Origin of the sequence: Candidatus Halocynthiibacter alkanivorans, assembly GCF_003333265.1 — a bacterium.
Classification (GTDB): domain Bacteria; phylum Pseudomonadota; class Alphaproteobacteria; order Rhodobacterales; family Rhodobacteraceae; genus Halocyntiibacter_A; species Halocyntiibacter_A alkanivorans.
The window spans coordinates 1-26,807 of the sequence record NZ_QOLB01000130.1 but is presented as its reverse complement, the minus strand read 5'-3'; the positions used below and the strand labels follow the sequence as shown (position 1 = coordinate 26,807).

Sequence of the window (26,807 nt, the reverse complement as noted above, 5' to 3'; positions counted from 1 at the left end):
TTATTTGCCCGCTTGCCAGCTGAGCGATGCATGCTGCCGTGTGTAAAACTCGCCCAGCAGACCAACCATAATCAGCGCCGCAGAGACATAGACCGGATACATCGCGGAGCTGTTATGTGGCGTGTAATTCACAAATGCAAAGCCGCGGGCCTGGTCGATGGTGTGAAACAGCGGATTCCATGAAAACAGCACCAGCAAATTTGCCGGCAATTGATTGGCGACAAACATTTTTCCTGAGGTGATCATATTTGCGCGGGCATAAATCGTGGAAAAAACGCCTGTTAACGTTGGTGCCCAGGGGTTCAGCGCCAGAAACAACAGCCCCACCGCTACACCGGACAACCAGGCCAGCAAGACCATTGCAAAGGCGCCGACGGGATCATCAATCACCACCGGGCTGAAAGCGACATGATAGATGAACAGGATCAGCACCATTGTCAGAAGCTGCAGGTACAAAGAGCTGAGGGCGGCAGAAGAGATCGAAACGATCGTATTCATTGGCGCGTGTTTCATCATTGCGGCTGTCGGCCCTTCGGATCCGATTACAGAACTCATGGCATTGTTGTGAGTCAGGAACAGAAAAATTCCTGACATGATATAGAGCAGAAAGTCACCCCGGATGGCGCTGCTTTTCAGCCCGAGGATGGAAAACATAAAGTAGAATATCAGCACCATCGTAATGGTTTTCATCATGTTCAGCATGAGGCCAAGCAACGGATTTCCATGATTTTTACGGATCTGGCGCACCGTGTTGAGGTGTATCAATCCGATAATCGACAGGGAGGCAGCGAAGGAAGATCGTCGGTGAGTGCGTTCAAACATGCCTGATTCTGTCCTGCCGGTTGCGATTTGCAAATTATGCCACGGAAATCTTGCCGTTCCTTTAGTGTCACATCATAAGGGGGGCCAAGCCGTATTACAACGAATGTGCCACCGGCACTGCGAATGGAGTTCATCTTGGATCTTTCCCGCCTTACACCCGTCATGCGCCGTCTTGCTCTTGAGGCCGGTGACAAAATTATGGACGTCTATAATTCAGATGATTTTGATGTCCGCTCAAAATCAGATGACAGCCCGGTGACCGCCGCCGATGAGGCCGCAGACGCGATTATCGCAGCCGGTCTGAGGGCTGAATTCCCGGATGTTACGCTGGTGACGGAAGAGCAGGCGGAGTCGCACGCTTTGCGCGCTGACAGTTTCCTGATCGTTGATCCGCTGGATGGCACCAAGGAGTTCATCAAGCGTCGCGGCGAATTCACGGTGAATATCGCTTATGTTGAAAACGGCACGCCGGTGCGGGGCATTGTCTATGCGCCGGCCATTGGTCGGATGTTTTTCACCGACGCCAGTGGCCAGTCGGTTGAGGAGACCGGTGACTTTGACAAAGACAGCGTTGGCAAGCTGACACCAATGTCGGTGTCGACGCCGGACAATGCGGCGTTGCTGGTGGTGGCGTCAAAATCCCACCGCGATCAGGCGACGGACGATTACATCGGTAAATATGCGGTTGCGGACAGCAAATCGGCGGGCTCGTCGCTGAAATTCTGTCTGATCGCCGCTGGCGAAGCGGATATCTATCCCCGTGTCGGCCGCACCATGGAGTGGGACACGGCTGCGGGGCATGCTGTGCTTTTGGGTGCCGGTGGTGACGTGGTGCGTTTTGATGATCACAGCCCGCTTGCCTATGGTAAAGAAAGCTATGCCAATCCGTTTTTTATTGCCTATGCCCCTGGTGTGGAGTTGAAAAAAGCCTGATGTCAGTTCTTATTGTGATCCCTGCCCGTTTTGCCTCCAGCCGGTATCCGGGCAAACCCCTTGTTGAGCTGCGGGGTGCAGATGGTGAAGCGCGCTCTCTGATCCGACGCAGTTGGGAAGCCGCGATGTCGGTCTCCGGGGTTGACCGTGTGGTTGTCGCCACCGATGACGCGCGTATCAAAGAGGCCTGCGAAGCTTTTGGCGCAGACGTGGTGATGACCTCTGAAACCTGCGCCAATGGCACTGAACGTTGTTCTGAGGCGCTGGAAAATCTGGGTGGTGGATTTGACATCGTGGTCAATCTGCAGGGCGATGCGCCGCTGACACCACATTGGTTTGTGGAGGATCTGGTGCGGGAACTGCGGGCCCATCCAACCGCCGATATTGCCACCCCGGTGCTGCGTTGTGACGGGCGCGCGGTGAACAGTTTTCTGGCCGATCGCCGCGCTGGTCGTGTCGGGGGCACCACGGCGGTGTTTGGGGCTGACAACAACGGGCTCTATTTTTCCAAAGAGGTGATCCCCTACACCGGGCAGGAATATGCTGATGGCGATGAGACGCCGGTGTTCCATCATGTCGGTGTTTATGCTTACCGGCCCTCGGCGCTTGCGGCCTATCCTAAGTGGCCTGCAGGTCCGCTGGAGAAGCTTGAAGGCCTGGAGCAGCTGCGGTTTCTGGAACAGGCACGTCCGGTTCTCTGCGTTGAGGTCGAGGCACGGGGGCGCCAGTTCTGGGAGCTGAACAACCCAGGTGATGTGCCCCGGATCGAAGCGATGCTGGCAGAAATGGGCGCGAAATAATCTTCTGGTGCGGCTGGTGCGGCGGGGCGCGCGACAAATAAGCGGCCCCGTTGCAAATCTGCGCCAGTTGCAAGGAATTCCTGGTCTGTGAGTGAGTGCGGTAACCGTTTTGGTTTACCGTTAATACGAATTGAATTATTGATCGCCGGAGCATTCCGGGGCAGAATTATTGACGAGTGAGACAGTGGAATGAAACGGAAAGTAACCAAAGCGATTTTTCCTGTTGCCGGGCTGGGTACGCGGTTTCTGCCGGCAACAAAGTCGATCCCGAAAGAAATCATGACGCTGGTGGACCGGCCGTTGATTCAATACGCGATCGACGAGGCGCGCGCCGCCGGGATCAAAGAGTTCATTTTTGTGACCTCGCGCGGCAAGGGCGCGCTTGAGGACTATTTTGACAATGCGCCGGTGCTGGAGCAGGAGCTGCGCCGCAAGGGCAAGGACGAATTGCTCGAACTGCTTAAAAACACCAATATGGAAAGCGGCGCGATCGCCTATATGCGTCAGCACAAAGCGCTGGGCCTGGGACATGCGGTCTGGTGCGCGCGGCGCCTGTTGGGCAATGAGCCCTTTGCGGTTATCCTGCCGGATGATGTGATCGCCGCAGAAAAACCCTGCCTGCAGCAAATGGTTGAAGCCTATGCGGAAACCGGTGGCTCTATGGTGGCAGCGATGGAAGTGCCGGCGGACAAAGCCTCTTCTTATGGAGTGCTGGATGTGAAAGAGGGGCACGGGCAGCTGGTGTCGGTCAAAGGCATGGTTGAAAAACCAGCACCGGGCACGGCGCCTTCAAACCTCGCGGTCATCGGGCGCTATATTCTGTCACCAAAAATCATGCAGAATCTCAATCAGATCAAAAGCGGTGCCGGCGGTGAAATTCAGCTGACGGACGCGATTGCGCTTGAGATCGAGAAGGGCCGTGATGTGTATGGATTCCGCTTCAACGGCAAACGTTTTGACTGCGGCTCCAAAGCAGGTTTTTTGCAGGCAACAGTGGCATTTGCGCTGGCGCGCGACGATCTGAAAGACGAATTATCTGCTTACCTTTATGAAATAATGGCGCAGCGTAAGGCCGCGCAATGAGGGCGCGCTTCTGATGCAGCATGTTCTGGTCACCGGGGGGGCGGGTTATATCGGCTCCCATGCCTGTAAAGCCCTGCAAGCTGCTGGGTTTATTCCGGTTACCTTTGACAATCTGTCCACGGGCTGGTCAGACGCGGTTAAGTTCGGCCCGTTTGAGCAGGGGGACCTGAGCGACCGCGCCGCTCTGGACGCGGTTTTCGCCAGATACCAGCCTGTCGCCGTGATGCATTTTGCCGCCTTAAGCCAGGTTGGTGAATCGATGCAGGACCCGGGGAAATACTGGCGCCACAATGTGATGGGGTCGCTGACGCTGATTGAGGCAGCGGTTGCGGCGGGCTGTCAGAATTTTGTCTTTTCTTCCACCTGTGCCACCTATGGTGATCAGGACAATGTGGTGCTGGATGAAGACAGCGCGCAGTTGCCGATCAACGCCTACGGGGCGTCTAAACGGGCGATTGAGGACATTCTGCGGAATTTTGGCGCCAGCCATGGTCTGACCCATGTGATCTTTCGCTATTTCAACGTGGCGGGCAGTGATCCTGGTGGCGAGATTGGTGAATATCATCAGCCGGAAACCCATCTGATTCCGCTGATGCTGGATGCGATTGCGGGAAAACGTCCGGCGCTGACAGTTTTTGGCACCGATTATGATACGCCCGACGGCACCTGTATCCGCGATTATGTGCATGTCTGTGATCTGGTGGACGCCCATATTCTGGGATTGAAATGGCTGCAGGACGGGCGCGGCAACCGGATCTTTAATCTCGGCTCCGGCGAAGGGTTCAGCGTTCGGGAAGTGATTGATCACAGCCGGGCGGTGACCAACAGGGATGTTCCGGTTGTTGAGGGCGCGCGCCGGGCCGGAGACTGTACCAAGCTGGTTTCGGGCAGTGTGCGCGCCATGACGGAACTTGGCTGGACGCCGGAACGCTCAACGCTGGGGGTGATGATCGGCGACGCCTGGAGATGGCACCAGAATGGGCACTACGATAAATAATACCGTTTGAGTGGTGGCACTGATCCAGGGCTGCAAGATGTCTGGCACCGGCCCTGACCTGGTCTTCAGGCGCTGTCGGGCGGCGGTTTCAGCTTCCTGAAACGGGGAAACAATAGATATCTTTTCATGTTATTGTGCGTGAAATTTATTAGGTGTAGGTTGGTCGTGACCATGTCGTAAGCGGTCAACGCAGGTGTCAGCAAGGGTTTGGAAATGCAGCGGTTCTATTACGTTTGTACACGGTTGACCGGCTGCGGTGATCCTGTTTTTTACCGGGGTTTTTGATCAATGGGGATCGCCAAATCGCTCCGCATCGCCGGGCGGCTGCGCATGAAACGGCGCCGGTTGTTGTTTCGCTCGTTTCGCAAACGCCGGCAATTACATCCGGTTGAAAACCGCACTTCCCGGATCAAAGCGGACTCCATTCTCGCCTTTTCTACCGTGCGCAACGAAATGGTCCGTCTGCCGTATTTCCTTGAGTATTACCGTGCTCTGGGGGTCAACCATTTCCTGTTTGTCGACAATGAAAGTGATGACGGCACTGCAGAATATCTGCGCGAACAGCCGGATGTGTCGCTGTGGACCACGCCCGAAAGTTACAAGCTGTCGCGTTTTGGTGTGGACTGGCTGACCTGGCTGCAGATTAAATATGGCCATAACCACTGGTGCCTGACGGTCGATGCGGATGAAATTCTGGTCTATCCGTTCTGTGATACCCGCTCTTTGCGGGCGCTGACCGACTGGCTGGACGATTCCTCGATCCGCAGTTTTGGCACCCTGATGCTCGACATGTATCCCAAAGGCCCGCTGGACGCGCAGACCTGTGAGCCCGGCCAGGATCCGTTTGAAATCCTGTCCTGGTTTGACAGCGGCAACTATATGATGGAGCGCCATCCGGAGCTGCACAACCTGTGGATTCAGGGCGGCGTGCGGGCGCGCAAATTTTTCCCCGACCAGCCGCGCCGCGCCCCTTCACTGAACAAAACACCGCTGGTGAAATGGAACCGGCGCTACGCCTATGTCAGTTCTACCCATGCGCTGCTGCCGCGCGAGCTGAACCAGGTCTATGACCAGTGGGGTGGTGAAAAAGCCTCGGGCGTTTTGCTGCACACCAAATTCCTGCACACCATTGGTGAAAAGACCCGGGAGGAAATGCAGCGCCGCCAGCATTTTGGCAACAGCGAAGAATATGTCGCCTATCACGATGTATTGCAGCACAGCCCGGACCTGTGGTGCAAATGGTCGGAAAAATACATCAACTGGCGTCAGCTGGAAATTCTTGGGCTGATGTCCAAGGGCAACTGGGCCTGAGGGGCGGATATGAGTGTTGGAGTAGTCATGCTGGTGCATACCGCGCTGGAGCGGGCGGCGCAGGTAGCGCGGCACTGGTCCGACAGTGGTTGCCCGGTGGTGATCCATGTGGACAAGCGGGTCTCGCGCTCTGGTTATGCATCCTTTGTCGCTGCTCTGGACGATCTGCCGGATATTCTGTTCAGTGAGCGGCACCGGTGCGAGTGGGGCACCTGGTCCCTGGTCGCGGCATCACAGACAGCGTCGGCCCTGATGCTGGCGCGGTTTGCGCAAGTGCAGCATGTCTATCTTGCTTCCGGGTCCTGCCTGCCGCTGCGACCGGTGTCTGAGCTGATCGACTATCTGAGTGGACGGCCGCGCACTGATTTTATCGAATCGGCAACCATTGAAGATGTGCCCTGGACCACTGGCGGCCTGGATGCAGAACGGTTCACCTTGCGTTTTCCGCTGTCCTGGAAGCGGCACCGGCGCGCGTTTGACGCCTATGTGGCGCTGCAGCGCAAGTTGCGGATCAAACGCCGTATGCCCGAAGGTCTGGTGCCGCATCTGGGATCTCAGTGGTGGTGCCTGACCCGTCAGACTCTGACGGCGATCCTCGAGGATCCGGACCGTGAGATCTATGACCGCTATTTTTCGCGGGTCTGGATTCCGGATGAAAGTTATTATCAGACCCTGGTCCGGCTGTATTCGGACCATATCGAAAGCCGCTCTCTGACGCTGTCAAAATTTGATTTTGAGGGCAAACCGCATGTCTTTTATGACGATCACCTGCAGCTGTTGCGGCGTTCAGATTGTTTTGTGGCGCGCAAAATCTGGCCCCATGCGCATCGGCTCTATGACAGCTTTCTGGCCCCCGGTCAGACGCTGATGCATGACGCCGAACCAAATCCTGGCAAAATTGACCGCATTTTTTCCAAGGCGGTCGAGCGGCGCACCAAGGGACGGCCCGGGCTTTATATGCAAAGCCGGTTTCCCAGGTGGGGGCATGAACAGGTCAAAACTTGTGCGCCATATTCGGTATTTGAAGGCTTCAGTGATCTGTTTGAAAACTTTGACCTTTGGTTGTCCCAGGTGGTCAATGCGCGTGTGCATGGCCATCTGTTTGCGCCCGGGGATGTTCAGTTCCACGGCGGGGGCGCTGTGTTCACCGGGGCGCTGAGTCATTCAGGCGACATTCGCGACTATAATGCGAAGGCTTTTCTGACCAGTCTGATCTGGAACACCCGCGGCGAACGCCAGTGTTTTCAGTTCAGCCCGCGGGACAATCAGGAGGTGACCTGGCTGATGGCAGAGGACCCGAATGCGCAGATATCGGTGATCACCGGCACCTGGGCGCTGGCGCTGTTCCGCTCAAAGGGAAATTTTGACCAGATCCGCAAAGAGGCCGCGCGGCTGCAGCGGATTGAAAACGATCATATGCAGGCGCTGCAATCGCCCCATGCCAGAGCGCGGGTCCGGGTCTGGTCGATGGCAGATTTTATTGAATCTCCGATGGAGCCGTTGCAATCGGTGCTGGATGAAATCGGCCCAAGGGCAACGCAGCGCATCAGTGAAGCGCCAAAAATGGTGGATCTGAACGGATTCGGCCGGTTTTTGCAAAACCTTAAGAACCAGGGCATGCATCCCTATTCCGTCGGCGACTACCCGATGACTGGCGAAGCGTTTGAACCGCGGCAATTACGCCGGCGGGCCTATGTTGTGAAATCGTGATTATGTCCAATAACTTTGATTATTTTGTCGTTCTGGCAGAGATGCGCACCGGGTCAAACTTTCTGGAAGAAAGTCTCAATGATTATCCGGGGCTGTCCTGTCTTGGGGAGGCCTATAACCCCGCGTTTATTGGCAGGCCAAAACTGGATGCGCTGTGTGGTGTGACGCGCGAGGCGCGGGATCACGATCCGATGACCCTGCTGGCGGCGGTTCGCGACAAGACAGACGGCTTGGCGGGGTTCCGGTATTTCCGTGACCACGAGCCCCGGATGTATGAAGAAATCCTCGGCAATGCGCGTTGCGGCAAAATCATCCTGACCCGCAATCCTCTTGAAAGTTATGTGTCCCATAAAATTGCCACGCAGACCGGGCAGTGGCGGCTGGGCGATATGAAAGATGCGCGGTCCGCCAGGATCATCTTTGACAAGGGCGAGTTTGAAAGGTTGCTGGCACAGTTGCAGGCCCGGCAGCTGGATATTCTCCGGATCCTGCAACGCAGCGGTCAGACCGCGTTTTACCTGGACTATGAAGACATCCGGGATCTGGAAGTGCTGGATGGTCTGGCGCGTTTTCTTGGTGTCGCGCATAAAAAAGAGCGTCCCACGACCAAAACCAAAGTACAGAACCCGTCCTCGCTGCGGGACAAGGTGCAGAATTTTGACGAAATGATGGGCCAGTTGGGGGACTTCGATCATTTTGATCTGGGGCGCACGCCCAATTTTGAACCCCGGCGGGGGCCGGCGGTGCCGCAGATGCTGGCTTGCCGCGAGGCCGGGCTGTTGTACCTGCCGCTCAAAGGGGCGGCGGACGACCGGATTGCCGCGTGGCTGGAGGCCGTCGGCGGCGGTCTGCTCAGCGGGTTCAATCAGAAAACGCTGCGTCAGTGGAAACGGAGACACCCCGGGCACCGCAGTTTCACCGTTCTGCGCCACCCGGTGGCCCGGCTGCATGCAGTGTTTTGCCGGCACATTCTGAACCCGGGCGACGATTGTTTTGATGATATCCGCAAGATGTTGCGGCAAAAATACAATATTGCCCTGCCCAAGGGCGTGCCGGGTGCGGCGTACACAATTGAGCAGCATCGCGCGGCATTTCTGCAGTTTGCGGCCTGGGTCAAAGGCAACTTGTCCGGCCAGACCAGCCTGCGGGTGGATCCGGCCTGGGCGACGCAGGCAGCCTGCGTGCAGGGCTTTGGCGGTTTTATGCAACCAGACCTGCTGATCCGCGAAGATGAACTCGCGGCGGATCTGACCCATCTGAGTGCAAAGATGGGCCTCAGTGCGCCGGATATGGCACCGGTGGCCGCCGACAGCCCCTTTGCGCTGGAGCAGGTTTGGGATGACAGCGTCGAGGCCGCCGTCAAAGCGGCCTATCAGCGGGATTACATGATGTTTGGATTTGCGCCCTGGAGCGGTTAGGCCCGCTGCTGCGGTCAGAGCCGCGGGCGCGGTCAGGCCGCTTTGGTCGCCGGGCTTTCCGTCAGCAGCGCGTGCAATGTCACCGAGTCATTATTGGCGCGTAATTTGCTACAGGTGGTGGTGTTGCGCATGGTGCGCGACACCAGCGCCAGTGCTTTCAGATGCTCCACCCCGGAATCCTCCGGTGCAAACAGGGCAAAAACCAGGTCAACAGGCTGGCGGTCCGCTGCATCAAAATCCATCGGGCTTTCGATGCGCAAAAAAGCGCCGACGACGTGGTCCAGGCCCTCGATACGGGCGTGGGGCAGTGCCACACCATGGCCAACCCCGGTCGGACCGAGGCTTTCGCGCTCCTGAAGCGCTTCCATAGTCCGGCGCACGTCTAGCCCATAGGTGACCGCTGCAAGCTCAGCAAGCTCCTGCAGCAGGCGTTTTTTACTTGTCAGTTTACCAACGACCTTCACGGCCGTTGGCTCCAGGATTTTTGAAAGATCCATCAGTTCGCTTCTTCAGACCTGCTTTGAGTGCAGGGATGTTATGAGGCGTTCTTGGGGTCAATCCATCCGATGTTTCCATCTTCCCGGCGATAGACCACGTTCACACCGCTCTTGTCCTCGTTTTGGAACACTAGCACAGGTGAGCCCGCCAATTCCATCTGCATTACCGCTTCACCGACTGAAAGAGAGGGGATCTTTGTCTCCATCTCCGCGATGATAATGGGCTGCAGCGACTGGGGTTCAGCTGACTCGTCGTGTTCCGATCCAGCGAGGATATAAGAGGAAGCGCGTGAAAGTTCAACCGGGGAGGTCCGCTCACGGTGGTGATCTTTCAGCCGGCGTTTGTATCTGCGCAGTTGTTTCTCCATTTTTTCGGCCGCCGAATCAAATGCGGCATAGATATCATGGGCATGGCCCCGCGCCTGTGCAGACAGCCCGGTCGAAAGATGTACAACGGCTTCACAAACAAATTCACTGGCACTTCTGGAAAAAACAATCTGCGCATCCGTCGGGCGTTCGGCGTATTTCTCGACCACCGCTCCGAGTTCGGATTTCACGTGAATTTGCAGAGATTCGCCAATGTCAATTTGCTTGCCGCTGATTTGGTAAAGCATATAGCACTCCTTCGTTGGGAAAAGACGGCCTTCACCTGGGAGAAGTAAAGGCTCCGGTAATATATTTGAGAGGATTGCAGGGCAACATACGGTCCGAAAATGTCGGGCGCTTGGTGTGCCGGGCCGGGTATGGCCCCCGCACAAATGGTGAAGGCATGTTCCTGCATTAAGGGTATTGAGCGCCTTTTTCAGGGGCGCGTCAACAGCAACCGGACTAAAGTTATTTTCAAATACGAAAGCTGTCGCCCAGGTAAACACGCCTGACGTTTTCGTCCTGCACCACTTCTTCGGTGGTGCCGCTCATCATCACCGCCCCGTCATTGAGGATATAAGCCCGGTCGACAATGCCCAGGGTTTCCTGGACGTTGTGGTCGGTGATCAGCACGCCGATTTCCCTTGTTTTCAGCTTGGCAACAAGGGTTCTGATCTCGCCTACGGCAATGGGATCTACCCCGGCAAACGGCTCATCGAGCAGGACATATTTGGGGCCGGCGGCGAGGCATCTTGCGATCTCGACCCGGCGTCTCTCGCCGCCCGACAGCGACAGGGCAGAGGCCCGGCGCAGGTGGGTGATGGAAAAATCCGACATCAGCTCTTCGAGCATTTCGCGGCGTTTGTGGATGTCTTTGACGGAGATTTCGAGAATCGCCAGGATATTGTCTTCGACACTGAGGCCGCGGAAAATCGAGACCTCCTGGGGCAGATACCCGATGCCAAGTTTGGCGCGCCGGTACATCGGCAGCAGTGTCACATCGCGCCCGTCGATCAGCACCTGCCCGCCTTCGGGCGTGACCAGACCGGCAATGGAATAAAAACACGTGGTTTTGCCCGAACCGTTGGGGCCGAGCAGGGCCACCACTTCGCCGCGCCCAAGGCGCAGGGAGACGTCCCGGATCACCAGGCGCTTGCGGTAGCTTTTGCGCAGGTTGATGACTTCCAGCCCCTGAGGCTGCGTGTCCTGCGTGCGGTCGGACATTAATTGCTTCCGGTCTGCAAAATGGTTTTGACCCGGCCCTGCATGGTGCCGGTGCCGGTGTCGAGGTCGATGGTCATGCTTTCAGAGGACAACGCGCTGCGCCCCTGGGTGACCAGAACGGACCCGGTGAGGGTAATCACGCCGCTGGCCAGGCTGTATTCCGCCCGGGCCGCTTCGGCGGTTTCACTGCCGTTGACCAGAGTCACGCCGCCAGACGCCAGCAGGCGCGAAATTTCACCGTTGTTGTCATTTGCCGCGGTGCCGTATTCCACCCGGACCAGGGCCGCTGTCAGTCGGAGATCACCCTGGCCGATAAGCACATTGCCCTCAAAAATGGCGGTGCCGTCCTGCTGGTCCACCGTCAGCGTGTCGGCGGTGATTTCGATCGGAAGGCTGCTGTCATAGCCGGCGTTGCCAAAGGCAAGCTGTGCACCCGCGGCCGCCTGGGCTGCAGCCGGGCCGGTCATCAGTGTCGCAACCGCCAGCACGGTCATCATAAAACGCAATGTAAACAAACCCAAACTCCCTGTTACTTTGGTGTATATACCAGCTTCACACCCGCGTTGAAAACCAGAACATAGCTGTCGCTGTCCGGGATCAGTGAAATCCGCAATTTGCCGGCCTCAAGCCGGCCCAGCGGCCCCTCGGCTGTGACCGCGGACCCGGTCTCCAGCAGCGTCGCGTCCATCCGGGCCGCCATACGGTCCGTTTCGATCCGGTAGCCTGCGGAAGAGGTGATCGTGACGCCGCCGCCAAGCTCAAGCGTTTCAGAGGTGCCGTCCAGAACACCGTCCCGGGCCAGCAGGTCAATCCGGTCGCCCGCAGGCGCTTGCAACGATACAACCAGGTCCTGGCCAAATATCACCGCCGGGTCATTGAGGGCCGGTCGCGCGCTTGCGGCGGAAAACTGCAGCAGCGCGCCGCTGTCGGTCTGTGTGGCAAATATCGGATTGCCGATGCGTTGTTCCCGCGCCAGATCGGCGGCATCGATATCTGCAAAGGGGATGTTTTGCGCCGGTTGAATGGTGCGCGCCTGCAAAAACAACACCAACAGGATCGCCGCAGCCACCAGCGGCAGCGCAATTTTCAGCCATGCGACAACACGGGAATGGGCGTTGTCATAGCGCGCCATGGTTTACACCACACCAGCACGCAGGCAGTCGTGAATGTGAAGGATACCTTCCGGGGCACCGTCACCGTCGGGATCGACGACAAACAAGCAGGTGATCTTGCGTTCGTTCATGACTGCCACCGCCTCTTCGGCCAGAGCGCCCGGAGCGATCGTGGTCGGGGCAACGGTCATAACTTCCCCGGCCGTGTGATCCAGCAGACCGTCCATATGGCGGCGCAAATCACCGTCGGTCACAATGCCGGTCAGGGCGCCGTTGTCGGTGACACCAACCACACCAAATCCCTTTTGACTGATCGTCAGCAACGCCTCACTCATCGGGGTGTGGGGCTCGGCCAGCGGCAGGTCGCGGTGCATCAGATCGCTCACTTTGGACAATTGTGCGCCCAGTTTGCCACCGGGGTGAAAGACGCGAAACTGTTCCGGCGAAAAGGAGCGGTGTTCCATCAGAGCGACGGCCAGCGCGTCCCCGAGCGCCAGCGTCATCGTGGTCGACGTGGTGGGGACGATGCCGTTGCCGCAGGCTTCTTCGGCTTTGGGCAGGATCAGAGCCACATCTGACTGTTTGATCAGCGTCGACTGGGCGCGGCTGGCAACCCCGATCAACGGGATCTGAAAGCGGCGGGTATAGGCGACCAGATCGGCCAGTTCCGGGGTTTCGCCAGAGTTGGACAAGACCAGCGCCACGTCCCCGACCGACAGCATGCCGAGATCGCCGTGGCTGGCTTCCGCCGGATGCACAAAATGTGCCGGTGTGCCGGTTGAAGCGAATGTTGCGGTGATTTTTTTGCCCACATGGCCAGATTTGCCCATACCGGAGACAATTACGCGGCCTTTGGCGGCAAGAATCAGGTCCACGGCTTCGGCGAAACTGTCACCAATACTGTTTGCCAGCAGGCTCAGCGCGTCCGCTTCCTGCTGCAAGACCCGTCGCCCGGTGTTCAGAAATGTCTCATGGCTCATGGCGCTGGTCCTCAGTGCGAGAAAATATCGGTGTCCGGCCAGCCGGCCAGGTCAAGTTTTGCCCGCATGGGCAGAAAATCGTAACAGGCCTGCGCCATTTCCATCCGGTTTTCGCGCACGAGGCGCTGATTTAACTCTTCGCGCAGCCGGTGCAGGTACAGCACGTCCGAGGCGGCATAGGAGATCTGCGCATCGCTCAGTTTTTCCGCCCCCCAGTCGCTCATTTGTTGCTGCTTGGAGATGTCTATTTTCAGCAATTGATCCAGCAGGTTTTTCAGCCCGTGGCGGTCGGTATAGGTGCGGATCAGTTTGGAGGCGATTTTTGTGCAGTAGACCGGGGCGGTCAGCGCGCCAAACGCATTGTACATCGCGGCGATGTCAAAACGGCCGAAATGGAACAGTTTCAGCACATCCGGGTCTTCCAGCATCCGGCACAGGTTTGGCGCCTCAGACTGGCCTTTGGCCACCTGCACCAGATGCGCGTTGCCGTCTCCACCCGACATCTGCACCACACAGAGGCGGTCCCGGTGCGGATTGAGCCCCATGGTCTCGCAGTCAATCGCGACCACCGGCCCCAGCTCCAGGTCATCAGGCAAGTCATTCTGGTAGAGGAAATTTGCCACGTGCGGCTCCGTCAGCTGTGGGCGGCGCCTCGTGCGCGGGCCCGGTCATCTCAGACGATCTGTCTAGGCCGCATAGGCAACAGGGTCAAGAATGCCCTGTAATCGACACTGTGCAGGATAATATCGCCATCTTTCGGCATATGGCGCGGGTTTCTTCGAATATTGCGTGGTAATTTGGGGAAGTATGAAAGATATCCCGTCTGATGTGGTGGATCATAGGCGCAGAATAACCCGTTGCGTAATAAAGGACCGCATGATGATCATTGGTGTACCCAAAGAAGTTAAGAACCACGAGTATCGTGTTGGCCTGACGCCTGAGAGCGTTGCTGAATGTGTCAGTCAGGGCCATTCGGTTCTGGTCGAAACCGGTGCCGGCACCGGCATTGGCTCTGATGACGCCGCCTATGTTGCGGCCGGGGCTCAGATCGCGGACACCGCCGCGGAGGTGTTTTCCACCGCTGAAATGATCGTGAAAGTGAAAGAGCCTCAGCCGGCTGAGCGCTCGATGCTGCGCCAGGACCAGCTGCTGTTCACCTATCTGCACCTGGCCCCCGATCCCGAGCAGACCCACGACCTGCTGGCCTCCGGCGCCACCTGTATTGCCTATGAAACCGTGACGGCCGCGGATGGCAGCCTGCCTTTGCTAAAACCTATGAGTCAGGTTGCAGGGCGGATGTCGGTTCAGGCCGGCGCCAATGCGCTTGAAAAAGCCCATGGCGGCCGGGGTGTGCTGCTCGGCGGTGTACCGGGTGTAGCTCCTGGCAAGGTCGTTGTTATTGGCGGCGGAGTGGTTGGGTTCCACGCGGCGCAGATGGCGGTTGGCCTGGGCGCGGATGTTACCATTCTCGACCGCAGCGCCGATGTGCTGGAACGTCTGGACACCCATTTTGGCGCCGCCGCCAAGACCCGGTTCTCGACCTCTACCACGCTGGCCGAATGCGTTGCTGAGGCCGATCTGGTGATCGGTGCGGTGCTGGTGCCCGGGGCTGCTGCGCCAAAACTGGTGTCGCGCGATATGCTGTCGACAATGAACCCCGGTGCGGTGCTTGTGGACGTTGCCATCGATCAGGGGGGGTGTTTTGAAACCTCCCACGCCACCACCCATGCTGATCCCACCTATGAGGTCGACGGTATCGTGCATTACTGCGTGGCCAACATGCCCGGCGGTGTGGCGCGCACATCTACCTATGCGCTGAACAATGTGACACTGCCGTTTACGCTGCGGCTGGCGCGTCTGGGCTGGCAAGCTGCCTGTCAGGCGGATCCGCATCTCGCACAGGGTCTGAACGTGTGGAACGGCAAGCTGACCAATGCACCATCCGCAGAAGCGCTGGGCCTGGACTACACCCCGGTTGCCGACGCTTTGGCCAGTTAAGCCCGGGCCGGTCCCGGGATCAAATCCGGAAAATCATCGACGCGTGCTCAGCTGCCTGACCAGCGGGGCGCGCGTTTTTCGATAAATGCGCCAATGCCTTCGCTGGCATCGTCTGAGGCCGCAAGCCGGGCGAGGTGGCAGTTGTTTTCTTCCCAGAACGCAGCTTCAGCGCGCTGCTCAGCCAGATTGGCCAGATGCAGTGAAGCCTCCAGCGACAGTGGCGCGTTGGCGGCAATCTGTGCGGCCAGCTCCAGCGCGGCCTCCAGTGCTTTGCCGCTGGCAACGCAGCGGTTCAACAGCCCCAGTTCCATCGCCCGTGCGGCCCCGATCGGGGTGCCAGTCAGCAGCATTTCATTGGCGACAACACGCGGCATACGGGCGCCCAGGCGCAGAGCGCCTCCTGCGCCCGCCACCAGGCCGATGCGCGCCTCGGGCAGGCCGAAAGTGGCGCTTTCCCCGGCCACAACCATGTCGCAGGCCAAAACGATTTCAAAGCCGCCGGCCAGAGCCGCGCCATCGACAGCTGCAATCACCGGTTTGCGCCGCGGGCGCGCCACCATGCCGGCCAGACCACCAGGGCCAAACAGAATCGCGTCGCCTTCCCCGGCTACAAAGGCTTTCAGATCCATGCCAGCACAGAACACCGGACCGTTTGCCGCGATCACCGCCACCCGCAGGTCCGGGTTGGTCTCAAAGCGCTCAATTGCGGCGCGGAACTGGTCGCTGAGCGTGGTATTGATCGCATTGCGTTGCGCCGGGCGGTTCAGGGTGATCAGTGCGATGCCGTCGCGGGATTCGTAGAGAACAGAGGTGTCAGTCATTTTGCGCCTCCGCTTTGGCCATTTCGCGCAACTGACCGCGGATGATTTTTCCGGTGGTGGTCATCGGCATGTCGTCAATAAAGCGCACCACACGCGGGTATTCATAGGCCGCAAGGCGCGCTTTCACATGGCCGGCGATTTCATCGGCCAGCATCTCTGAGGCGGTGAACCCGTCTGACAGGGTGATATAGGCGGCCACCACAGAGCCACGCAGCGCATCGGGTTTCCCGACCACGCCGGCCAGGTGAACTGCCGGATGGCTTAGCAGGCAGTCTTCGATTTCTGCAGGACCGATGCGGTAGCCGGCGGAGCTGATGACATCATCGTCGCGGCCGACAAAGCGGATGCGGCCACAGGGCAATTGCACGCCCCGGTCACCGGTCAGCAGCCATTTGCCCGCCGGGCCGGTGACAAATTTTTCCGCGGTGGCCTGTGGGTTATCCCAGTAGCGCAGGAACATCACCGGATCGGGGCTGAGCACGGCGATGCCGCCTTCGTCGCCGGTTGTCATGATATCGCCGCTGTCTTCATCGATTACAGCAACAGTATGCCCCGGCACAGCAAAGCCCATCACACCGGGCATTGCCGGTTCCAATACGCTGCAGGAGGAGACGATCATATTGCATTCGGTCTGGCCGTAGAATTCGTTGATCGTGGCGCCCAGCACATCCTGACCCCAGCGGATCAGCTCTTCGCCCAGGGTTTCGCCGCCGCTGGCCACCGAGCGCAGTTTCAGACCCCAGTTGGCGGCCTCAGGTTCAAGGCGCATCATTTTCAGCGCGGTCGGGGGCAGGAATGCATTGCGCACCCCGTGATCGCGCATCAGGTCAAACGCGGCTTTGGCGGTGAACTTTTTGAAGCGGCACGCCACCACCGGGACGCCGTGGTGCAGCGCCGGCATCATCACGTCGAGCAGGCCGCCAATCCAGGCCCAGTCGGCAGGTGTCCAGATCCGGTCGCCGGGTTGGGGCAGGAAATCATGGCTCATCTCGACGCCGGGCAGATGGCCGAACAGCACCCGGTGCGCATGCAGCGCGCCTTTGGGATTGCCGGTGGTGCCGGAGGTGTAAATCAGAATAGCGGGGTCTTCGGCCAGGCTGTTGACCGCGTCAAATTCGGTGCTTTGCCCGGCGCATTCCGCCAGGAAATCCAGCGCGTCGCCGCTGGCGCCATCGACCGACAGGATCAACTCCAGCCCGGGCAGCTCGCTGCGGATTTCAGCAATCAGCGCCACGCCTGCCGCATTGGTAATCACCGCCCTGGCGCCGGAATCGCGCAGACGGTGCAGCAGCGCTTCGGGGCCAAACAGGGTGAACAGCGGCAGGGAGACACAGCCCGTCTTGCTTATGGCGATATGGGCGACCGCGGTTTCCATGCTTTGCGGCAAAAGCACGCCGACGCGGTCCTGGTCCAGGCGGTGTTTGCGCAGCACATGCGCCAACTGGTTGGACAGGTCGCGCAGATCGCCAAAACTATATTCGGTGGCGATGCCGTCCGGGCTGACATCAATCAGTGCCAGACGCTCCGGCGTTTTATCGGCCCACTTGTCACAAATGTCGGTGCCGATGTTGAAATGCTCAGGAATATCCCATGAAAACCCGGCCCGTGTTGCCTCAAGAGTGTCCTTTTGCTGCAGCATCTGATCCTCCCCGATCACTTCATTAATTGAACGTACGTTCAATACATCTAAACGAAGCGTTGCGCTCAGGCAATATATTTGGCTGCCTCTGTACCACAGCTCTCTCAAAAAGACGCAGTCTTCCGGGGCTTTGATTGACAGGCGGGGGTTTCGGGCGGCCAATACGCCGGATGATGCCCGGCACCAGAGTCTGCGGCTGTTTAATGTGTTAGGACCCGCCGAATATGGATAATTCCCATCGCCTTATTGCCGCTGCAACTGTCGCAGTAGCTGCGCTGAGCACGCCTTCAGACCTGCGCGCCTCAGAACTTGAGCTGTCCTCTGGGATTGACACGTTTGTCAGCGATCAAAGTACCATTGAAGGCTTTCACTATTTCAGCCTGATGGGGGAAGTGCGGCCGGGGTTTTATTTGGGGCAATCGGTCTATTCTTCGGCGCTGGGCGATGGCGGCGGTGCCTTTTTTGGCGGGGTTGAGGCGCAGAAGCGATTTCGTTTTTCCGACCGTCTGAGCGTGGATCTGGAAGGGTTCCTGGGCGGTGGTGGTGGCTCAGGTCAGATCCCGGGCGACGGGTTGATGATGCGCGCGGGGGCCTCGCTGAATTATGCGCTCAGCGAGGCAACGCGGCTTAGTCTCGGCGTGGCGCGGGTGAAAATCACCGGGTCTGACATTGACACCAACGCGATCAGCCTGGGCATCAGCCAGGCCATCAATCTGAACACCTCTGCCGGCACCAAGCCAGCGCGCGCCTCGACGCCTTATAATTTGTCGCTCAGCGCTTTCCGCCCGATGGTCTATACGATCGTGCCGGAGGGCAGCCTGAAAGGCAGCGGGCAGCCGCTCGAAACCATGTACCTGGTCGGGGTCGAAATCGGATTTGCTCTTGATGAGATGCAGGAGGCTTATCTGAAAGCCGGTGGCGCCGGGGCCGGCGACGGCGAAGGATTTGCCGAGTTGATGTTTGGCTATCGGCGCTATCTTGGACAGGGCAATACCCGGCTTTACTGGAACGCAGGCGCCGGGTTTGCCGGTGGCGGAGATGTCGATACCGGCGGTGGTTTTGTCGCCGAAGTGGGCGGCGGCGTGGCGCAAAAACTAGTGGGGGGGCTCGATCTGCAATTTGGCGCTGATCTGACCCGCTCCGGCAATGGCGGGCTGTCGGCTGTTGCACCCTATATCCGCAGCTCGTTCGAGTTTGGTCAGGGGCGGGAGAAAGGCCGGGGCACCAGTGACGCGGACGCGCGCCAGGACTGGAACCTGACAATGGGCATCACATCGCAGCCTGGATCGATTCTCAAGTCCGCAGGGGAAGCTTCACCGCTGTTGTTTGAAACCGCGCTGGATTTGTTCGTAACCGAGCGCGTGTATGTCACCGGCATCGGGCAGACCGTGCTGTCAGGTGGTGTCGGTGGTTATGCGGTGGGTCTGCTGGGGCTTGGTTATGAACGGGCGTTGTCTGACCAGTGGAACGCTGGATTCGAGCTCTTTGCCGGCGTCGCCGGGGGCGGTGGTATTGATACCAAAGGCGGCCTGGTCGGAGGTTATCGCATTGAGGTCGACTATGCGTTGAATGACACGCTTAAACTCAGTCTCGGGCTTGGGGGGCTAAGCGCGTTGAAACCGGGCGGGCTGAACAGCACGACGATGCAGTTGGGGCTGAAAATTCCATTCACCTCGTGGCACTGATGCCCCGGGGGGCCGTGGCGCTGCCATATTCCGGTGCGCCACGCCTTTGAGTAGTCGAACGAACAGGGCTGAGCCCCTAGCTGATGACCAGCCAGGGGAATACTGCAATCAGCAGCAGAACGCCGAGCATCACACCCACATAGGGCAGGGCACCGGCAAAGATTGATTCCAGCGTGGTTTCGTCGTCCCCAAGTGTCGAATGCACGGTAAAGATCGAGATGCCAAACGGCGGCGTCAGCAGGCCCACTTCGACAGCAATAACGGTGATAATGCCAAAATGGATCAGGTTGAAACCGAGCCCCTGCGCAATCGGTGCCGCAATGGGAACCAGGATCAGCAGGATGGAACTGCTGTCAAGAATCATGCCCAGCAGCAGAACCAGCAGCACGTAGAGCAACAAGAACCCGTAAGCGCCAAGCCCGCTGCCGGTCACCAGATCACCGATCGCGGTGGGAATGCCTGCAACCGCCAGCATCTGGCCGTAAAAACTGGCCGCGACCAGCAGAATGAGGATGCCCACCGAGATGGAGCCGGTCTGGGTGACAACAGCCCAGGTTTTGCTCAGGGTCAGGCTGCGGCGGAGCAAGGCTATCACAAGGGCGGCAAACGCGCCGACACCACCGGCTTCGGTCGGGGTGAAAAATCCGCTGTAAAGCCCGCCCAGCACAAAAACGACCAGCAGCACGATCGGCAGGATTTTGCGGGCCATTTCACGCCGGCCCATTGATATTTCGGGTGCCAGTGGTGCGGCGCGGCTGGCCAATGTTTCTGCGGTGAAGACAAATGAAGGTGCAAATTTTGCCGCGCCGATAATGACCAGCACAAACCCGAGTGCCAGCAGGACGCCCGGCACCAGACCGGCAATGAACATGCGCCCGATCGAAACTTCGGCCAGCACGCCATAGATGATCAAAAGCAGGCTGGGTGGGATCAGCATGCCCAGCACGGAACTGCCCGCGACGGTGCCTGCGGCAAAGGAGGATCTGTAGCCATGGCGGGTCATCTCCGGCACCGCCACTTTGGTAAAGACGGCTGCGGAGGCAATTGAAACGCCGGTGACCGCTGCAAAAATGGTATTGGCGGCAACCGTGGCCACACCCAGACCGCCCAGGATCCGGCGCAGCGCCACCTCGGCAACATCAAACGTGTCTTTGCCGACGTTGGATATGCTGACCAGCAGCCCCATCAGCACGAACAGCGGAATGGTGGCAAACAAATAGTTTGCCACACCGTTATACGCCGCGATCGACATCAACCGCATCGACAGATCGAAATTGTCACGGATAACCCAGACCCCGACAAATGCCACCGCCATCAGGGCCACGGCAATGCGCATCCCGATCAGCACCAGAACAAACAGAACTGCAATTAGCAGAAACCCAATCTCTATATTGCTCATGATTACGGGTTCTTTCTGGAACGGATGTTGGCGACACTGCCCAGAGCAGAGACCGCAAAGGCAAGCGAGGTGGCCGCGGAGCCCAATACAACGATCAGGCGGAAGGGAAAGGTTGGCAGTGTCCACACGCCGCGCACGCCGAAGAATTCAGCGGACTGCAGGGCCTGGTAGGTGTCGGGCCATGCCGCGACCGCGACAATGGCAAACAGCACCGCGCCGGTGGCCGAGAAGAGACTGTCGAGCAGATGTACGCTGGCTGCCGACCCTTTCCGCATGATCCGCAGCAGAAAATCTGCCCGGATCATGGTGTCGTTCAGCGCCACTGCGGGCAGCAGCAGGAAGACAATCGCCACCACCGAGCGGGCGGCGATTTCGGCCACACCGACTATTGGAAACTGGAAGAAATTGCGGCCGACAACGTCGGCCACAATCAACAGCATCAAAAAGCATATCCAGACAGTTCCAATGGCTGCGACGGCGTTCAGTATGCCCTGCAGCCGGCGACGGAATCGCGTCGCGATTGACGCAACAACCACGTCCGTTTGCATTTCAGCTTCCATCATCACTACCATCTTTCTGTCCGGAGATCTTTATGTATCAGGCTTCAGAAGCCCAGTCGCGCACAGGTGTGACACCTGCGGCGTTCAGTTCTGCGAAATAGGCTTTGAGAACCGTTGCCGCTGCCGGACCATTTGCGTCAAGCCAGGGCTTGGCTACATTTGGCAAAGACTGCGCCCATTTGGCCTTTTCTGCTGCAGGCAGCTCAGAAATCTGCAGACCGGCGGCCTCCATTTCGACCAGTGCATTGGTGGAACGCTCAGTGACATATTCGCCGTGGCGGCGCGAGGTGATACGTCCGGCTTCGCGGATGGCGGCCTGAACTTCTTCGGGCTGCCGGTCAAAGAAGGTTTTGTTGACGCCAATGCCACCGAAATACATCGACCCAAGCCCGACGCGTGTCAGGTAAGGCGCAACCTCATAAACCCGCGTGGGGTGAATGCCGCTGGCAAAGGACAGCGCGCCTTCGGACACACCGGTCTGAATGTCGGTGTAATAGGTGGTCAGCGCGCCGTTGACAGGCGTGGCACCGGTGTCGATCAGCCAGTTGGCAGAAGTGCCGGGGGCGTTCAGGCGACGGTTTTTCAGATCGTCAAACGAATTGATCGGAAAATTGCTGTAGACGTCATAGCTGTCGGTCACAAGCGAGGACAGATGCACCATGTTCTGGTCTGTCCAGCCAGCACGCAGTTCGGGCAGCTCATCGGTCAGCCGGTCGAAAATGTCGATCACCAGATTGTGGTCTGAATTTGCGAACGGGGTGAAATAGCTGACGTTCTGAAGCGGCATCGCTGAGCCTTCCCAGACAGTGCCAACCATGCCGATATCGACAATCCCGTCACGCACAGCGGCGCGGGTGTCTTTGAATTTATACAGCGTGCCACCATAGTTGGTGTTCCACTTTACCGTATAATTGCCACCGGCTTCGACCAGCAGGCGGTTCACTTCCGGCTGCAGTACATTCTGCATTGCCCAGACCCAGATATTATTGGTGGGATGGCTGGAGCCGATCTGAATGTTGATCGTTTCAGCGGCCATCGCACGTTTGTTCAGGAATGGCATGGCAAGTGTTGCCGTGGTTGCGGCCAAAAAGGCCCTGCGCGTTGTCATCTTGGTTTCCTCCCGGTGAAATTTTGACCACGGTGTCGTGGCGCTAAATAATGTGCCGGCGTTTGCCACCGGTCAGTTCTTGGTCTGCAGTGCCGCGTTACGCGACGCTTTCAGACGGGGTTTCGATATGGTTTTCTGCGCTGATCTCTGCCAGAACCGCGCTGAATTTTGAGAAAAATTCGTCGGCCAGTTTGCGCGACGCAGCTTTGACCAGGCGGCTGCCAAGCGCGGCAATCTTGCCGCCGATCGCGGCTTCGGCCGTGTAGGTCAATGTGGTGCCCTCCGGCGTTTCTTCCAGAGTGATCCTGGCCGAGCCTTTGGCAAAGCCTGCGATGCCGCCATTACCTTTGCCCGCCAGTGTGCAGGACTTCAGCGGCACGATATCTGACAGCTCAACATCGCCTTTAAATTTTGCGGACACCGGGCCGATTTTCAGTTTCACCACAGCGCTGAAAGTGGTGGGGCTGATCTGGAGCAGCTCCGTGCATCCGGGGATGGATTTTTCCAGCACGTCCCGGTCAAACAGCGCATCCCAGACCTGCTGAGGGCTGGCGTCCAGAGTATATGTTCCGTCGAGTTCCATTTTCTTTCCTTCAGGCGTGCATCATCAGTGGCCAAGCACCGCAAGAATGCGGGCGGGTGTCATGGGGGTCTGGCTGACAGAGGCGTTGAACGGGCGCAGCGCGTCATTGACCGCATTCATCGCCGCCGCCCCTGCTGCGGCGGTGCCGGCCTCGCCGACACCTTTGGCACCCAGAATCGTGTCTAGTGTGGGTGTTTCCACATGGCCGATTTCGATGTCGGGCATTTCGCAGGCCATCGGGACCAGGTAATCCGCGAGCGAACCGTTGGTCAGCTGGCCGGTGTCGTCATACAGACATTCTTCAAAAAAGGCGGGGCCAAGCCCCTGCACCACGCCGCCGCGGATCTGTTCGTCCACCAGCAGCGGGTTGATGATAGTGCCGCAATCTTCCACCACCCAGTGTTTCAGCAATTTGACAAATCCGGTTTCCACATCGACTTCCACCAGGCTGGCCTGAATGCCATTGGTGAAATCAAACGGATAGCCTTGTGGTGCAAAGTGATGCGCCACGGTCAGGGAGATGTCCGTGCCGGCGGGCAAAGTGTCTGGCCGGTAGGTGGCAATGCGGCCGATCTCGGCCAGATCCAGACGATGGGTGCCGGTGGCGGCATCCACCACCGCCCCGTCCGAGAGCATCAGCGTTGCGGCGTCCGCCTGCAATATTTTCCCGGCAATCGACAGGATCTGATCACGCAGTTTGCGCGCTGCACGCAGCGCCGTTTCGCCGCCAATGCCGGCGCCACGACAGGCCCAGGTGGCACCGCCACTGGGGGTGGTGTCGGTATCGCCGGTCACCACTTTTACCGCGGAGGGCTGCAGTGCCAGCTGTTCAGCTACCACCTGAGCAATGATGGTTTCGGTGCCCTGGCCCTGTTCGGTCACCGAGATCAGGCATTGCACATCGCCGGCGGGCGTCAGTTTGACAATGGCGCCATCCTGGGCTGAAATCCGGGCGCCGCCGACACCGTAAAAAGTTGCGCCGGGATTGGTGATCTCGACAAAGGGCGCGATGCCGATGCCACGGTGGATGCCCTTTTTGCGCAGCTCCGCCTGTTCCGCGCGCAGCCCGTCGTAATTCATCATCTGCCGCAGTTGCTGCAAACAGGCCTCATGGGACAGTTTTTCGAACTGGTATCCGGTGGCCGAAGTCTGCGGGTAGGCGTCATCGCGGATCAGGTTCCGGGCGCGGAAATCAAACGGGTCAACGCCAAGTGCCTCTGCGGCCATGTCACACAGCCGTTCTGTCACACCGCAGGCAATCGGATGGCCCACAGCGCGGTACTGGCTGGTCTGGACCTTGTTCTGGAACACCACCGACAAGCGCCCCCGGTAATCCGCCATCTGATAAGGCGCGCCCATCAGACGGATGACCTGGTTGCCCTCGGCGGCGCTGGTTCTGGGGTAAGCCGAAACCGCGCCCACCGGCGCCAGATCATCAACCTGCATCGCGAGGATTTCGCCTTCCGCGCTCACCGCCATCCGGGCCTGGACCTGGTGGTCCCGCGCATGGATATCGGAGACGAAGGATTCGAGCCGGTCGGCCAGAAAACGCACCGGCCTGCCGGTGAGAATGCTGGCCGCGACCGCGCCCATTTCTTCGTGATAAAGATGCAACTTCATGCCGAAAGAGCCACCGACATCCGGCGCAATGACCCGGACCTGACCTTCGCGCAGGTTGAAATGGCGCGCATAGAGGTCCTGGAACTGATACGGTGTCTGGGTGCCGTGGTGCACGGTCAACTGGCCGGACGCGCTGTCGAAATCGGCGAGGATGGCGCGGGGTTCCAGCGTGACGGCGGTGTGGCGGCCAAAGATGAAGGACTCTTCGAAAATATGGGCAGCACCGGCAAAAACGGCATCCACACCGGGGGTTTCAAGCACGGTCTGAAAACAGATATTATCCGTCAGACCAGGGGCAGCAAGTTTTGCGCCCGGCAGCATGGCCGCCGCGCCGTCGATGACGGGCTCCTCGTCTTCAATGTCGATGAAGACCAGTTCACAGGCGTCTTCAGCTTCGGCGCGCGAGTGCGCCAACACCATCACAACCGGCTGTCCTGCCCAAAGGATGTCGCCCTCAGACAGGATATTCTGCGGCGTGCTTTTCATACCGGCAAAATGGTCGAGTGTGCCGCTCCAGGGTTCACAGATCCGGTTCAACTCCGCAGCGGTGAAAACCCGCATCACACCGGGGGCTTTAAGCGCGTCGGAAATGTCGATGTCCAGGATGCGGCCCCGCGCCATCGGGCTGCGCACAAAAGCGGCGTGAAGCATCCGGGGCAGGGTCTTGTCGCTGACAAACTGCCCGCGCCCGGCCAGATGCCGTTTGGCGTTGAGGCGCCGGTGGGAGTGGCCGATGTGTTTTGTTGTGCTCCCGGATTTGCGCTGCATGTTCATTGCGCGGTGCCCCCGTCCGCAGAGTTGCCACGGCGTTTTTCTGCAACCGATGAGATCGCGTCAACGATGGCTTCATAACCCGTGCAGCGGCAGTAATTTCCGGAAATTGCATCACGGATTTCGTCTCTGTCCGGCGCATCTGCGGTTTGCAGAAACGCGTGTGCATTCACAACCATTCCGGTGGTGCAAAAACCACATTGCAGCGCGTTGCGGTCAAAAAACGCCTCTTGCAGATCGGTGATTGCGGCGCGCTCATTCAGGCCTTCAATGGTCTCGACCTTATCGCCATCGGCCTGCACCGCCAGCACCAGGCAGGCATGGGTCGGTTGCCCGTTGAGCAACACGAGACAGGCACCGCAGGCCCCCATTTCGCAGCCCAGACGGGTGCCGGTCAGCTGCAGCTTGTCATGCAGGAAATCGGCCAGAGAAAGGCGCGGTTCAACGCTCTGTGACACGGATTCACCATTCACCGTCAAACTGATTTTATGTTCAGTGCTCACGTCTCTGCTCCAAGTTTCTCAAGCAATCTTCCCAACAAAACCTGCGCGAGATGCACGCGGGTTTTTGCTGGCATCTGCGGGTCATCTGAGGGGTCAAGATCAGCCAAAAGCGCCGTCTGCGCGGCGGCGATGGTGTCCGGGTTCAGTGGCTTGCCGGTCAGTGTCGCCTCGACGGAGCGCGCCCGCAGGGGCATATGGGAAACCGAGAAAAAGGCGACGTCGATCCTGTTGACAATGCCATTGTTCAGAACGGCCTGAATGCCCGCCCCGACCAGGGCGTAGTCACCACGCCTGCGGGCAAGTTCATCAAAAACACTGACGGTTCCGTCGGCGCGGGGTGGTACAAACACTGCGCGCAGGATTTCACCAGGCTGGATCGTAGTTTCATAGAGGTCGCGGAAAAAATCATCGGCGGCGACCCGGCGCGTGCCGTCCGGCCCTGCGATTTCCAGCTCCGCACGCAGCGCCAGCATCATGGCCGGAAATTCGGAGGCCGGATCTGCGAGCGACACGCTGCCCCCGATGGTGCCACGGTTGCGGATTGCCGGATGTGCAACATGGGGGGCGGCCGCGGCGAGCAGGGGCGCGTATTGCGCGATCAGCGGATCATTCAGCACCTGGACGTGACGTGTCATGGCGCCGATGCGCAGCCAGCCGTTAACAAGCCCAATGCCCGAAAGTTCGTCGATGTGCGAGATATCAATCACAGCGGAGGGCGCCTGCAGGCGCAGGTTCAGCGCCGGTAAGACACTGTGGCCGCCCGCAAGGTAAACCGCGTCTTCACCGTAAGATTCATAGGCAGAAAATGCCTCTGAAATGGTGCTGGCACGCACATAGTCAAACGCTGGCGCTTTCAACGGTTCCCCT

Annotated in this window: 26 protein-coding genes; 9 read left to right on the top strand and 17 right to left on the bottom strand. The window is 58.8% G+C overall.

What is annotated here, in order from left to right; genetic code table 11:
- Positions 1-822, bottom strand: a complete 822-nt coding sequence (locus DWA01_RS16185; protein ID WP_114286843.1) for an ABC transporter permease — start codon at positions 820-822, stop codon at positions 1-3.
- 135 nt (positions 823-957) lie between these two features.
- Between DWA01_RS16185 and cysQ the strand changes: the two genes are divergently transcribed.
- The 7 genes from cysQ to DWA01_RS16150 all read left to right on the top strand — a co-directional run bounded on the left by cysQ (position 958) and on the right by DWA01_RS16150 (position 9,074).
- Entirely contained in the window at positions 958-1,755 is a 798-nt protein-coding gene (cysQ, locus tag DWA01_RS16180; RefSeq protein WP_419187016.1) for a 3'(2'),5'-bisphosphate nucleotidase CysQ, read from the top strand.
- Positions 1,755-2,555, top strand: coding sequence for a 3-deoxy-manno-octulosonate cytidylyltransferase family protein (locus DWA01_RS16175; RefSeq protein WP_114286841.1), 801 nt, complete (start codon positions 1,755-1,757; stop codon positions 2,553-2,555). Before cysQ ends, DWA01_RS16175 begins: the two co-directional genes overlap by 1 nt.
- Positions 2,556-2,744: 189 nt before the next feature.
- A complete protein-coding gene (gene galU / locus DWA01_RS16170; RefSeq protein WP_114286840.1) occupies positions 2,745-3,638 on the top strand; it encodes a UTP--glucose-1-phosphate uridylyltransferase GalU in 894 nt (297 codons plus the stop codon).
- A 13-nt stretch (positions 3,639-3,651) separates the two neighbouring features.
- Positions 3,652-4,635 (top strand): UDP-glucose 4-epimerase GalE, encoded by a 984-nt coding sequence (gene galE, locus DWA01_RS16165; RefSeq protein WP_114286839.1) that lies wholly within the window; start codon positions 3,652-3,654, stop codon positions 4,633-4,635.
- A 288-nt stretch (positions 4,636-4,923) separates the two neighbouring features.
- Positions 4,924-5,946: a glycosyltransferase family 2 protein gene (locus tag DWA01_RS16160; RefSeq protein ID WP_235008585.1), complete on the top strand. Its 1,023-nt coding sequence runs from the start codon at positions 4,924-4,926 to the stop codon at positions 5,944-5,946.
- 9 nt (positions 5,947-5,955) lie between these two features.
- The gene (locus DWA01_RS16155) at positions 5,956-7,656 is read left to right on the top strand and encodes a DUF5927 domain-containing protein (protein WP_114286838.1); all 1,701 of its coding nucleotides are present in this window, start codon (positions 5,956-5,958) and stop codon (positions 7,654-7,656) included.
- A 2-nt stretch (positions 7,657-7,658) separates the two neighbouring features.
- On the top strand, positions 7,659-9,074 hold the full coding sequence (locus DWA01_RS16150) for a nodulation protein NodH (protein WP_114286837.1): 1,416 nt from the start codon (positions 7,659-7,661) through the stop codon (positions 9,072-9,074).
- Positions 9,075-9,106: 32 nt separating this feature from the next.
- Here the strand turns inward: DWA01_RS16150 and DWA01_RS16145 are convergent, their stop codons facing one another.
- The 7 genes from DWA01_RS16145 to DWA01_RS16115 form a co-directional block, all read right to left on the bottom strand.
- Entirely contained in the window at positions 9,107-9,571 is a 465-nt protein-coding gene (locus DWA01_RS16145; protein ID WP_114286836.1) for a PTS sugar transporter subunit IIA, read from the bottom strand.
- A gap of 38 nt (positions 9,572-9,609) precedes the next feature.
- Positions 9,610-10,185, bottom strand: coding sequence for a ribosome hibernation-promoting factor, HPF/YfiA family (gene hpf / locus DWA01_RS16140; RefSeq protein ID WP_114286835.1), 576 nt, complete (start codon positions 10,183-10,185; stop codon positions 9,610-9,612).
- Positions 10,186-10,411: 226 nt separating this feature from the next.
- Positions 10,412-11,161, bottom strand: coding sequence for an LPS export ABC transporter ATP-binding protein (gene lptB, locus DWA01_RS16135; RefSeq protein ID WP_114286834.1), 750 nt, complete (start codon positions 11,159-11,161; stop codon positions 10,412-10,414).
- Complete coding sequence (locus DWA01_RS16130; RefSeq protein WP_336470010.1) at positions 11,161-11,676, bottom strand: LptA/OstA family protein; 516 nt, start codon at positions 11,674-11,676, stop codon at positions 11,161-11,163. Before DWA01_RS16130 ends, lptB begins: the two co-directional genes overlap by 1 nt.
- A 14-nt stretch (positions 11,677-11,690) precedes the next feature.
- A complete protein-coding gene (locus DWA01_RS16125; RefSeq protein WP_114286833.1) occupies positions 11,691-12,293 on the bottom strand; it encodes an LPS export ABC transporter periplasmic protein LptC in 603 nt (200 codons plus the stop codon).
- 3 nt (positions 12,294-12,296) lie between these two features.
- A complete protein-coding gene (locus DWA01_RS16120) occupies positions 12,297-13,253 on the bottom strand; it encodes a KpsF/GutQ family sugar-phosphate isomerase (RefSeq protein ID WP_114286832.1) in 957 nt (318 codons plus the stop codon).
- An 11-nt stretch (positions 13,254-13,264) separates the two neighbouring features.
- A complete protein-coding gene (locus DWA01_RS16115; RefSeq protein ID WP_114286831.1) occupies positions 13,265-13,876 on the bottom strand; it encodes a ribonuclease D in 612 nt (203 codons plus the stop codon).
- 256 nt (positions 13,877-14,132) lie between these two features.
- Here DWA01_RS16115 and ald point away from each other — a divergent pair, with 256 nt between their 5' ends.
- Positions 14,133-15,251 carry an alanine dehydrogenase gene (ald, locus tag DWA01_RS16110; protein WP_114286927.1) on the top strand — a complete coding sequence of 373 codons (1,119 nt, stop codon included), beginning with the start codon at positions 14,133-14,135 and terminating at the stop codon, positions 15,249-15,251.
- Positions 15,252-15,298: 47 nt separating this feature from the next.
- Here the strand turns inward: ald and DWA01_RS16105 are convergent, their stop codons facing one another.
- A complete protein-coding gene (locus tag DWA01_RS16105) occupies positions 15,299-16,072 on the bottom strand; it encodes a crotonase/enoyl-CoA hydratase family protein (RefSeq protein WP_114286830.1) in 774 nt (257 codons plus the stop codon).
- A complete protein-coding gene (locus DWA01_RS16100; RefSeq protein WP_114286829.1) occupies positions 16,065-17,711 on the bottom strand; it encodes an AMP-binding protein in 1,647 nt (548 codons plus the stop codon). Before DWA01_RS16100 ends, DWA01_RS16105 begins: the two co-directional genes overlap by 8 nt.
- Positions 17,712-17,935: 224 nt before the next feature.
- Here DWA01_RS16100 and DWA01_RS16095 point away from each other — a divergent pair, with 224 nt between their 5' ends.
- Positions 17,936-19,396, top strand: coding sequence for a hypothetical protein (locus DWA01_RS16095; protein ID WP_114286828.1), 1,461 nt, complete (start codon positions 17,936-17,938; stop codon positions 19,394-19,396).
- A 76-nt stretch (positions 19,397-19,472) separates the two neighbouring features.
- On the opposite strand, the gene DWA01_RS16090 is transcribed toward DWA01_RS16095, so the two are convergent.
- The 7 genes from DWA01_RS16090 to DWA01_RS16060 form a co-directional block, all read right to left on the bottom strand.
- Complete coding sequence (locus DWA01_RS16090; RefSeq protein ID WP_114286827.1) at positions 19,473-20,795, bottom strand: TRAP transporter large permease; 1,323 nt, start codon at positions 20,793-20,795, stop codon at positions 19,473-19,475.
- Positions 20,796-20,797: 2 nt separating this feature from the next.
- Entirely contained in the window at positions 20,798-21,367 is a 570-nt protein-coding gene (locus DWA01_RS16085; protein WP_114286826.1) for a TRAP transporter small permease subunit, read from the bottom strand.
- 25 nt (positions 21,368-21,392) lie between these two features.
- The gene (locus DWA01_RS16080; protein WP_114286825.1) at positions 21,393-22,463 is read right to left on the bottom strand and encodes a C4-dicarboxylate TRAP transporter substrate-binding protein; all 1,071 of its coding nucleotides are present in this window, start codon (positions 22,461-22,463) and stop codon (positions 21,393-21,395) included.
- A 97-nt stretch (positions 22,464-22,560) separates the two neighbouring features.
- Complete coding sequence (locus tag DWA01_RS16075; protein ID WP_114286824.1) at positions 22,561-23,046, bottom strand: SRPBCC family protein; 486 nt, start codon at positions 23,044-23,046, stop codon at positions 22,561-22,563.
- A 24-nt stretch (positions 23,047-23,070) separates the two neighbouring features.
- Positions 23,071-25,440: a xanthine dehydrogenase family protein molybdopterin-binding subunit gene (locus DWA01_RS16070; protein WP_114286823.1), complete on the bottom strand. Its 2,370-nt coding sequence runs from the start codon at positions 25,438-25,440 to the stop codon at positions 23,071-23,073.
- Entirely contained in the window at positions 25,437-25,940 is a 504-nt protein-coding gene (locus tag DWA01_RS16065) for a (2Fe-2S)-binding protein (protein ID WP_114286822.1), read from the bottom strand. The genes DWA01_RS16070 and DWA01_RS16065 overlap by 4 nt, the downstream gene beginning before the upstream one ends.
- Positions 25,937-26,807: FAD binding domain-containing protein (locus DWA01_RS16060; protein ID WP_235008583.1), on the bottom strand; the 871-nt coding region annotated here is incomplete at its 5' end. The genes DWA01_RS16060 and DWA01_RS16065, both read right to left, overlap by 4 nt.

What these genes read in the sequence shown, in the direction of transcription:
- DWA01_RS16185 (WP_114286843.1), bottom strand. Translation starts at nt 822, where the DNA reads ATGTTTGAACGCACTCACCGACGATCTTCCTTCGCTGCCTCCCTGTCG.
- DWA01_RS16175 (WP_114286841.1), top strand. Translation starts at nt 1,755, where the DNA reads ATGTCAGTTCTTATTGTGATCCCTGCCCGTTTTGCCTCCAGCCGGTAT.
- galU (WP_114286840.1), top strand. Translation starts at nt 2,745, where the DNA reads ATGAAACGGAAAGTAACCAAAGCGATTTTTCCTGTTGCCGGGCTGGGT.
- galE (WP_114286839.1), top strand. Translation starts at nt 3,652, where the DNA reads ATGCAGCATGTTCTGGTCACCGGGGGGGCGGGTTATATCGGCTCCCAT.
- DWA01_RS16160 (WP_235008585.1), top strand. Translation starts at nt 4,924, where the DNA reads ATGGGGATCGCCAAATCGCTCCGCATCGCCGGGCGGCTGCGCATGAAA.
- DWA01_RS16155 (WP_114286838.1), top strand. Translation starts at nt 5,956, where the DNA reads ATGAGTGTTGGAGTAGTCATGCTGGTGCATACCGCGCTGGAGCGGGCG.
- DWA01_RS16150 (WP_114286837.1), top strand. Translation starts at nt 7,659, where the DNA reads ATGTCCAATAACTTTGATTATTTTGTCGTTCTGGCAGAGATGCGCACC.
- DWA01_RS16145 (WP_114286836.1), bottom strand. Translation starts at nt 9,571, where the DNA reads ATGGATCTTTCAAAAATCCTGGAGCCAACGGCCGTGAAGGTCGTTGGT.
- hpf (WP_114286835.1), bottom strand. Translation starts at nt 10,185, where the DNA reads ATGCTTTACCAAATCAGCGGCAAGCAAATTGACATTGGCGAATCTCTG.
- lptB (WP_114286834.1), bottom strand. Translation starts at nt 11,161, where the DNA reads ATGTCCGACCGCACGCAGGACACGCAGCCTCAGGGGCTGGAAGTCATC.
- DWA01_RS16125 (WP_114286833.1), bottom strand. Translation starts at nt 12,293, where the DNA reads ATGGCGCGCTATGACAACGCCCATTCCCGTGTTGTCGCATGGCTGAAA.
- DWA01_RS16120 (WP_114286832.1), bottom strand. Translation starts at nt 13,253, where the DNA reads ATGAGCCATGAGACATTTCTGAACACCGGGCGACGGGTCTTGCAGCAG.
- ald (WP_114286927.1), top strand. Translation starts at nt 14,133, where the DNA reads ATGATCATTGGTGTACCCAAAGAAGTTAAGAACCACGAGTATCGTGTT.
- DWA01_RS16105 (WP_114286830.1), bottom strand. Translation starts at nt 16,072, where the DNA reads ATGACTGACACCTCTGTTCTCTACGAATCCCGCGACGGCATCGCACTG.
- DWA01_RS16100 (WP_114286829.1), bottom strand. Translation starts at nt 17,711, where the DNA reads ATGCTGCAGCAAAAGGACACTCTTGAGGCAACACGGGCCGGGTTTTCA.
- DWA01_RS16095 (WP_114286828.1), top strand. Translation starts at nt 17,936, where the DNA reads ATGGATAATTCCCATCGCCTTATTGCCGCTGCAACTGTCGCAGTAGCT.
- DWA01_RS16090 (WP_114286827.1), bottom strand. Translation starts at nt 20,795, where the DNA reads ATGAGCAATATAGAGATTGGGTTTCTGCTAATTGCAGTTCTGTTTGTT.
- DWA01_RS16085 (WP_114286826.1), bottom strand. Translation starts at nt 21,367, where the DNA reads ATGGTAGTGATGATGGAAGCTGAAATGCAAACGGACGTGGTTGTTGCG.
- DWA01_RS16080 (WP_114286825.1), bottom strand. Translation starts at nt 22,463, where the DNA reads ATGACAACGCGCAGGGCCTTTTTGGCCGCAACCACGGCAACACTTGCC.
- DWA01_RS16075 (WP_114286824.1), bottom strand. Translation starts at nt 23,046, where the DNA reads ATGGAACTCGACGGAACATATACTCTGGACGCCAGCCCTCAGCAGGTC.
- DWA01_RS16070 (WP_114286823.1), bottom strand. Translation starts at nt 25,440, where the DNA reads ATGAACATGCAGCGCAAATCCGGGAGCACAACAAAACACATCGGCCAC.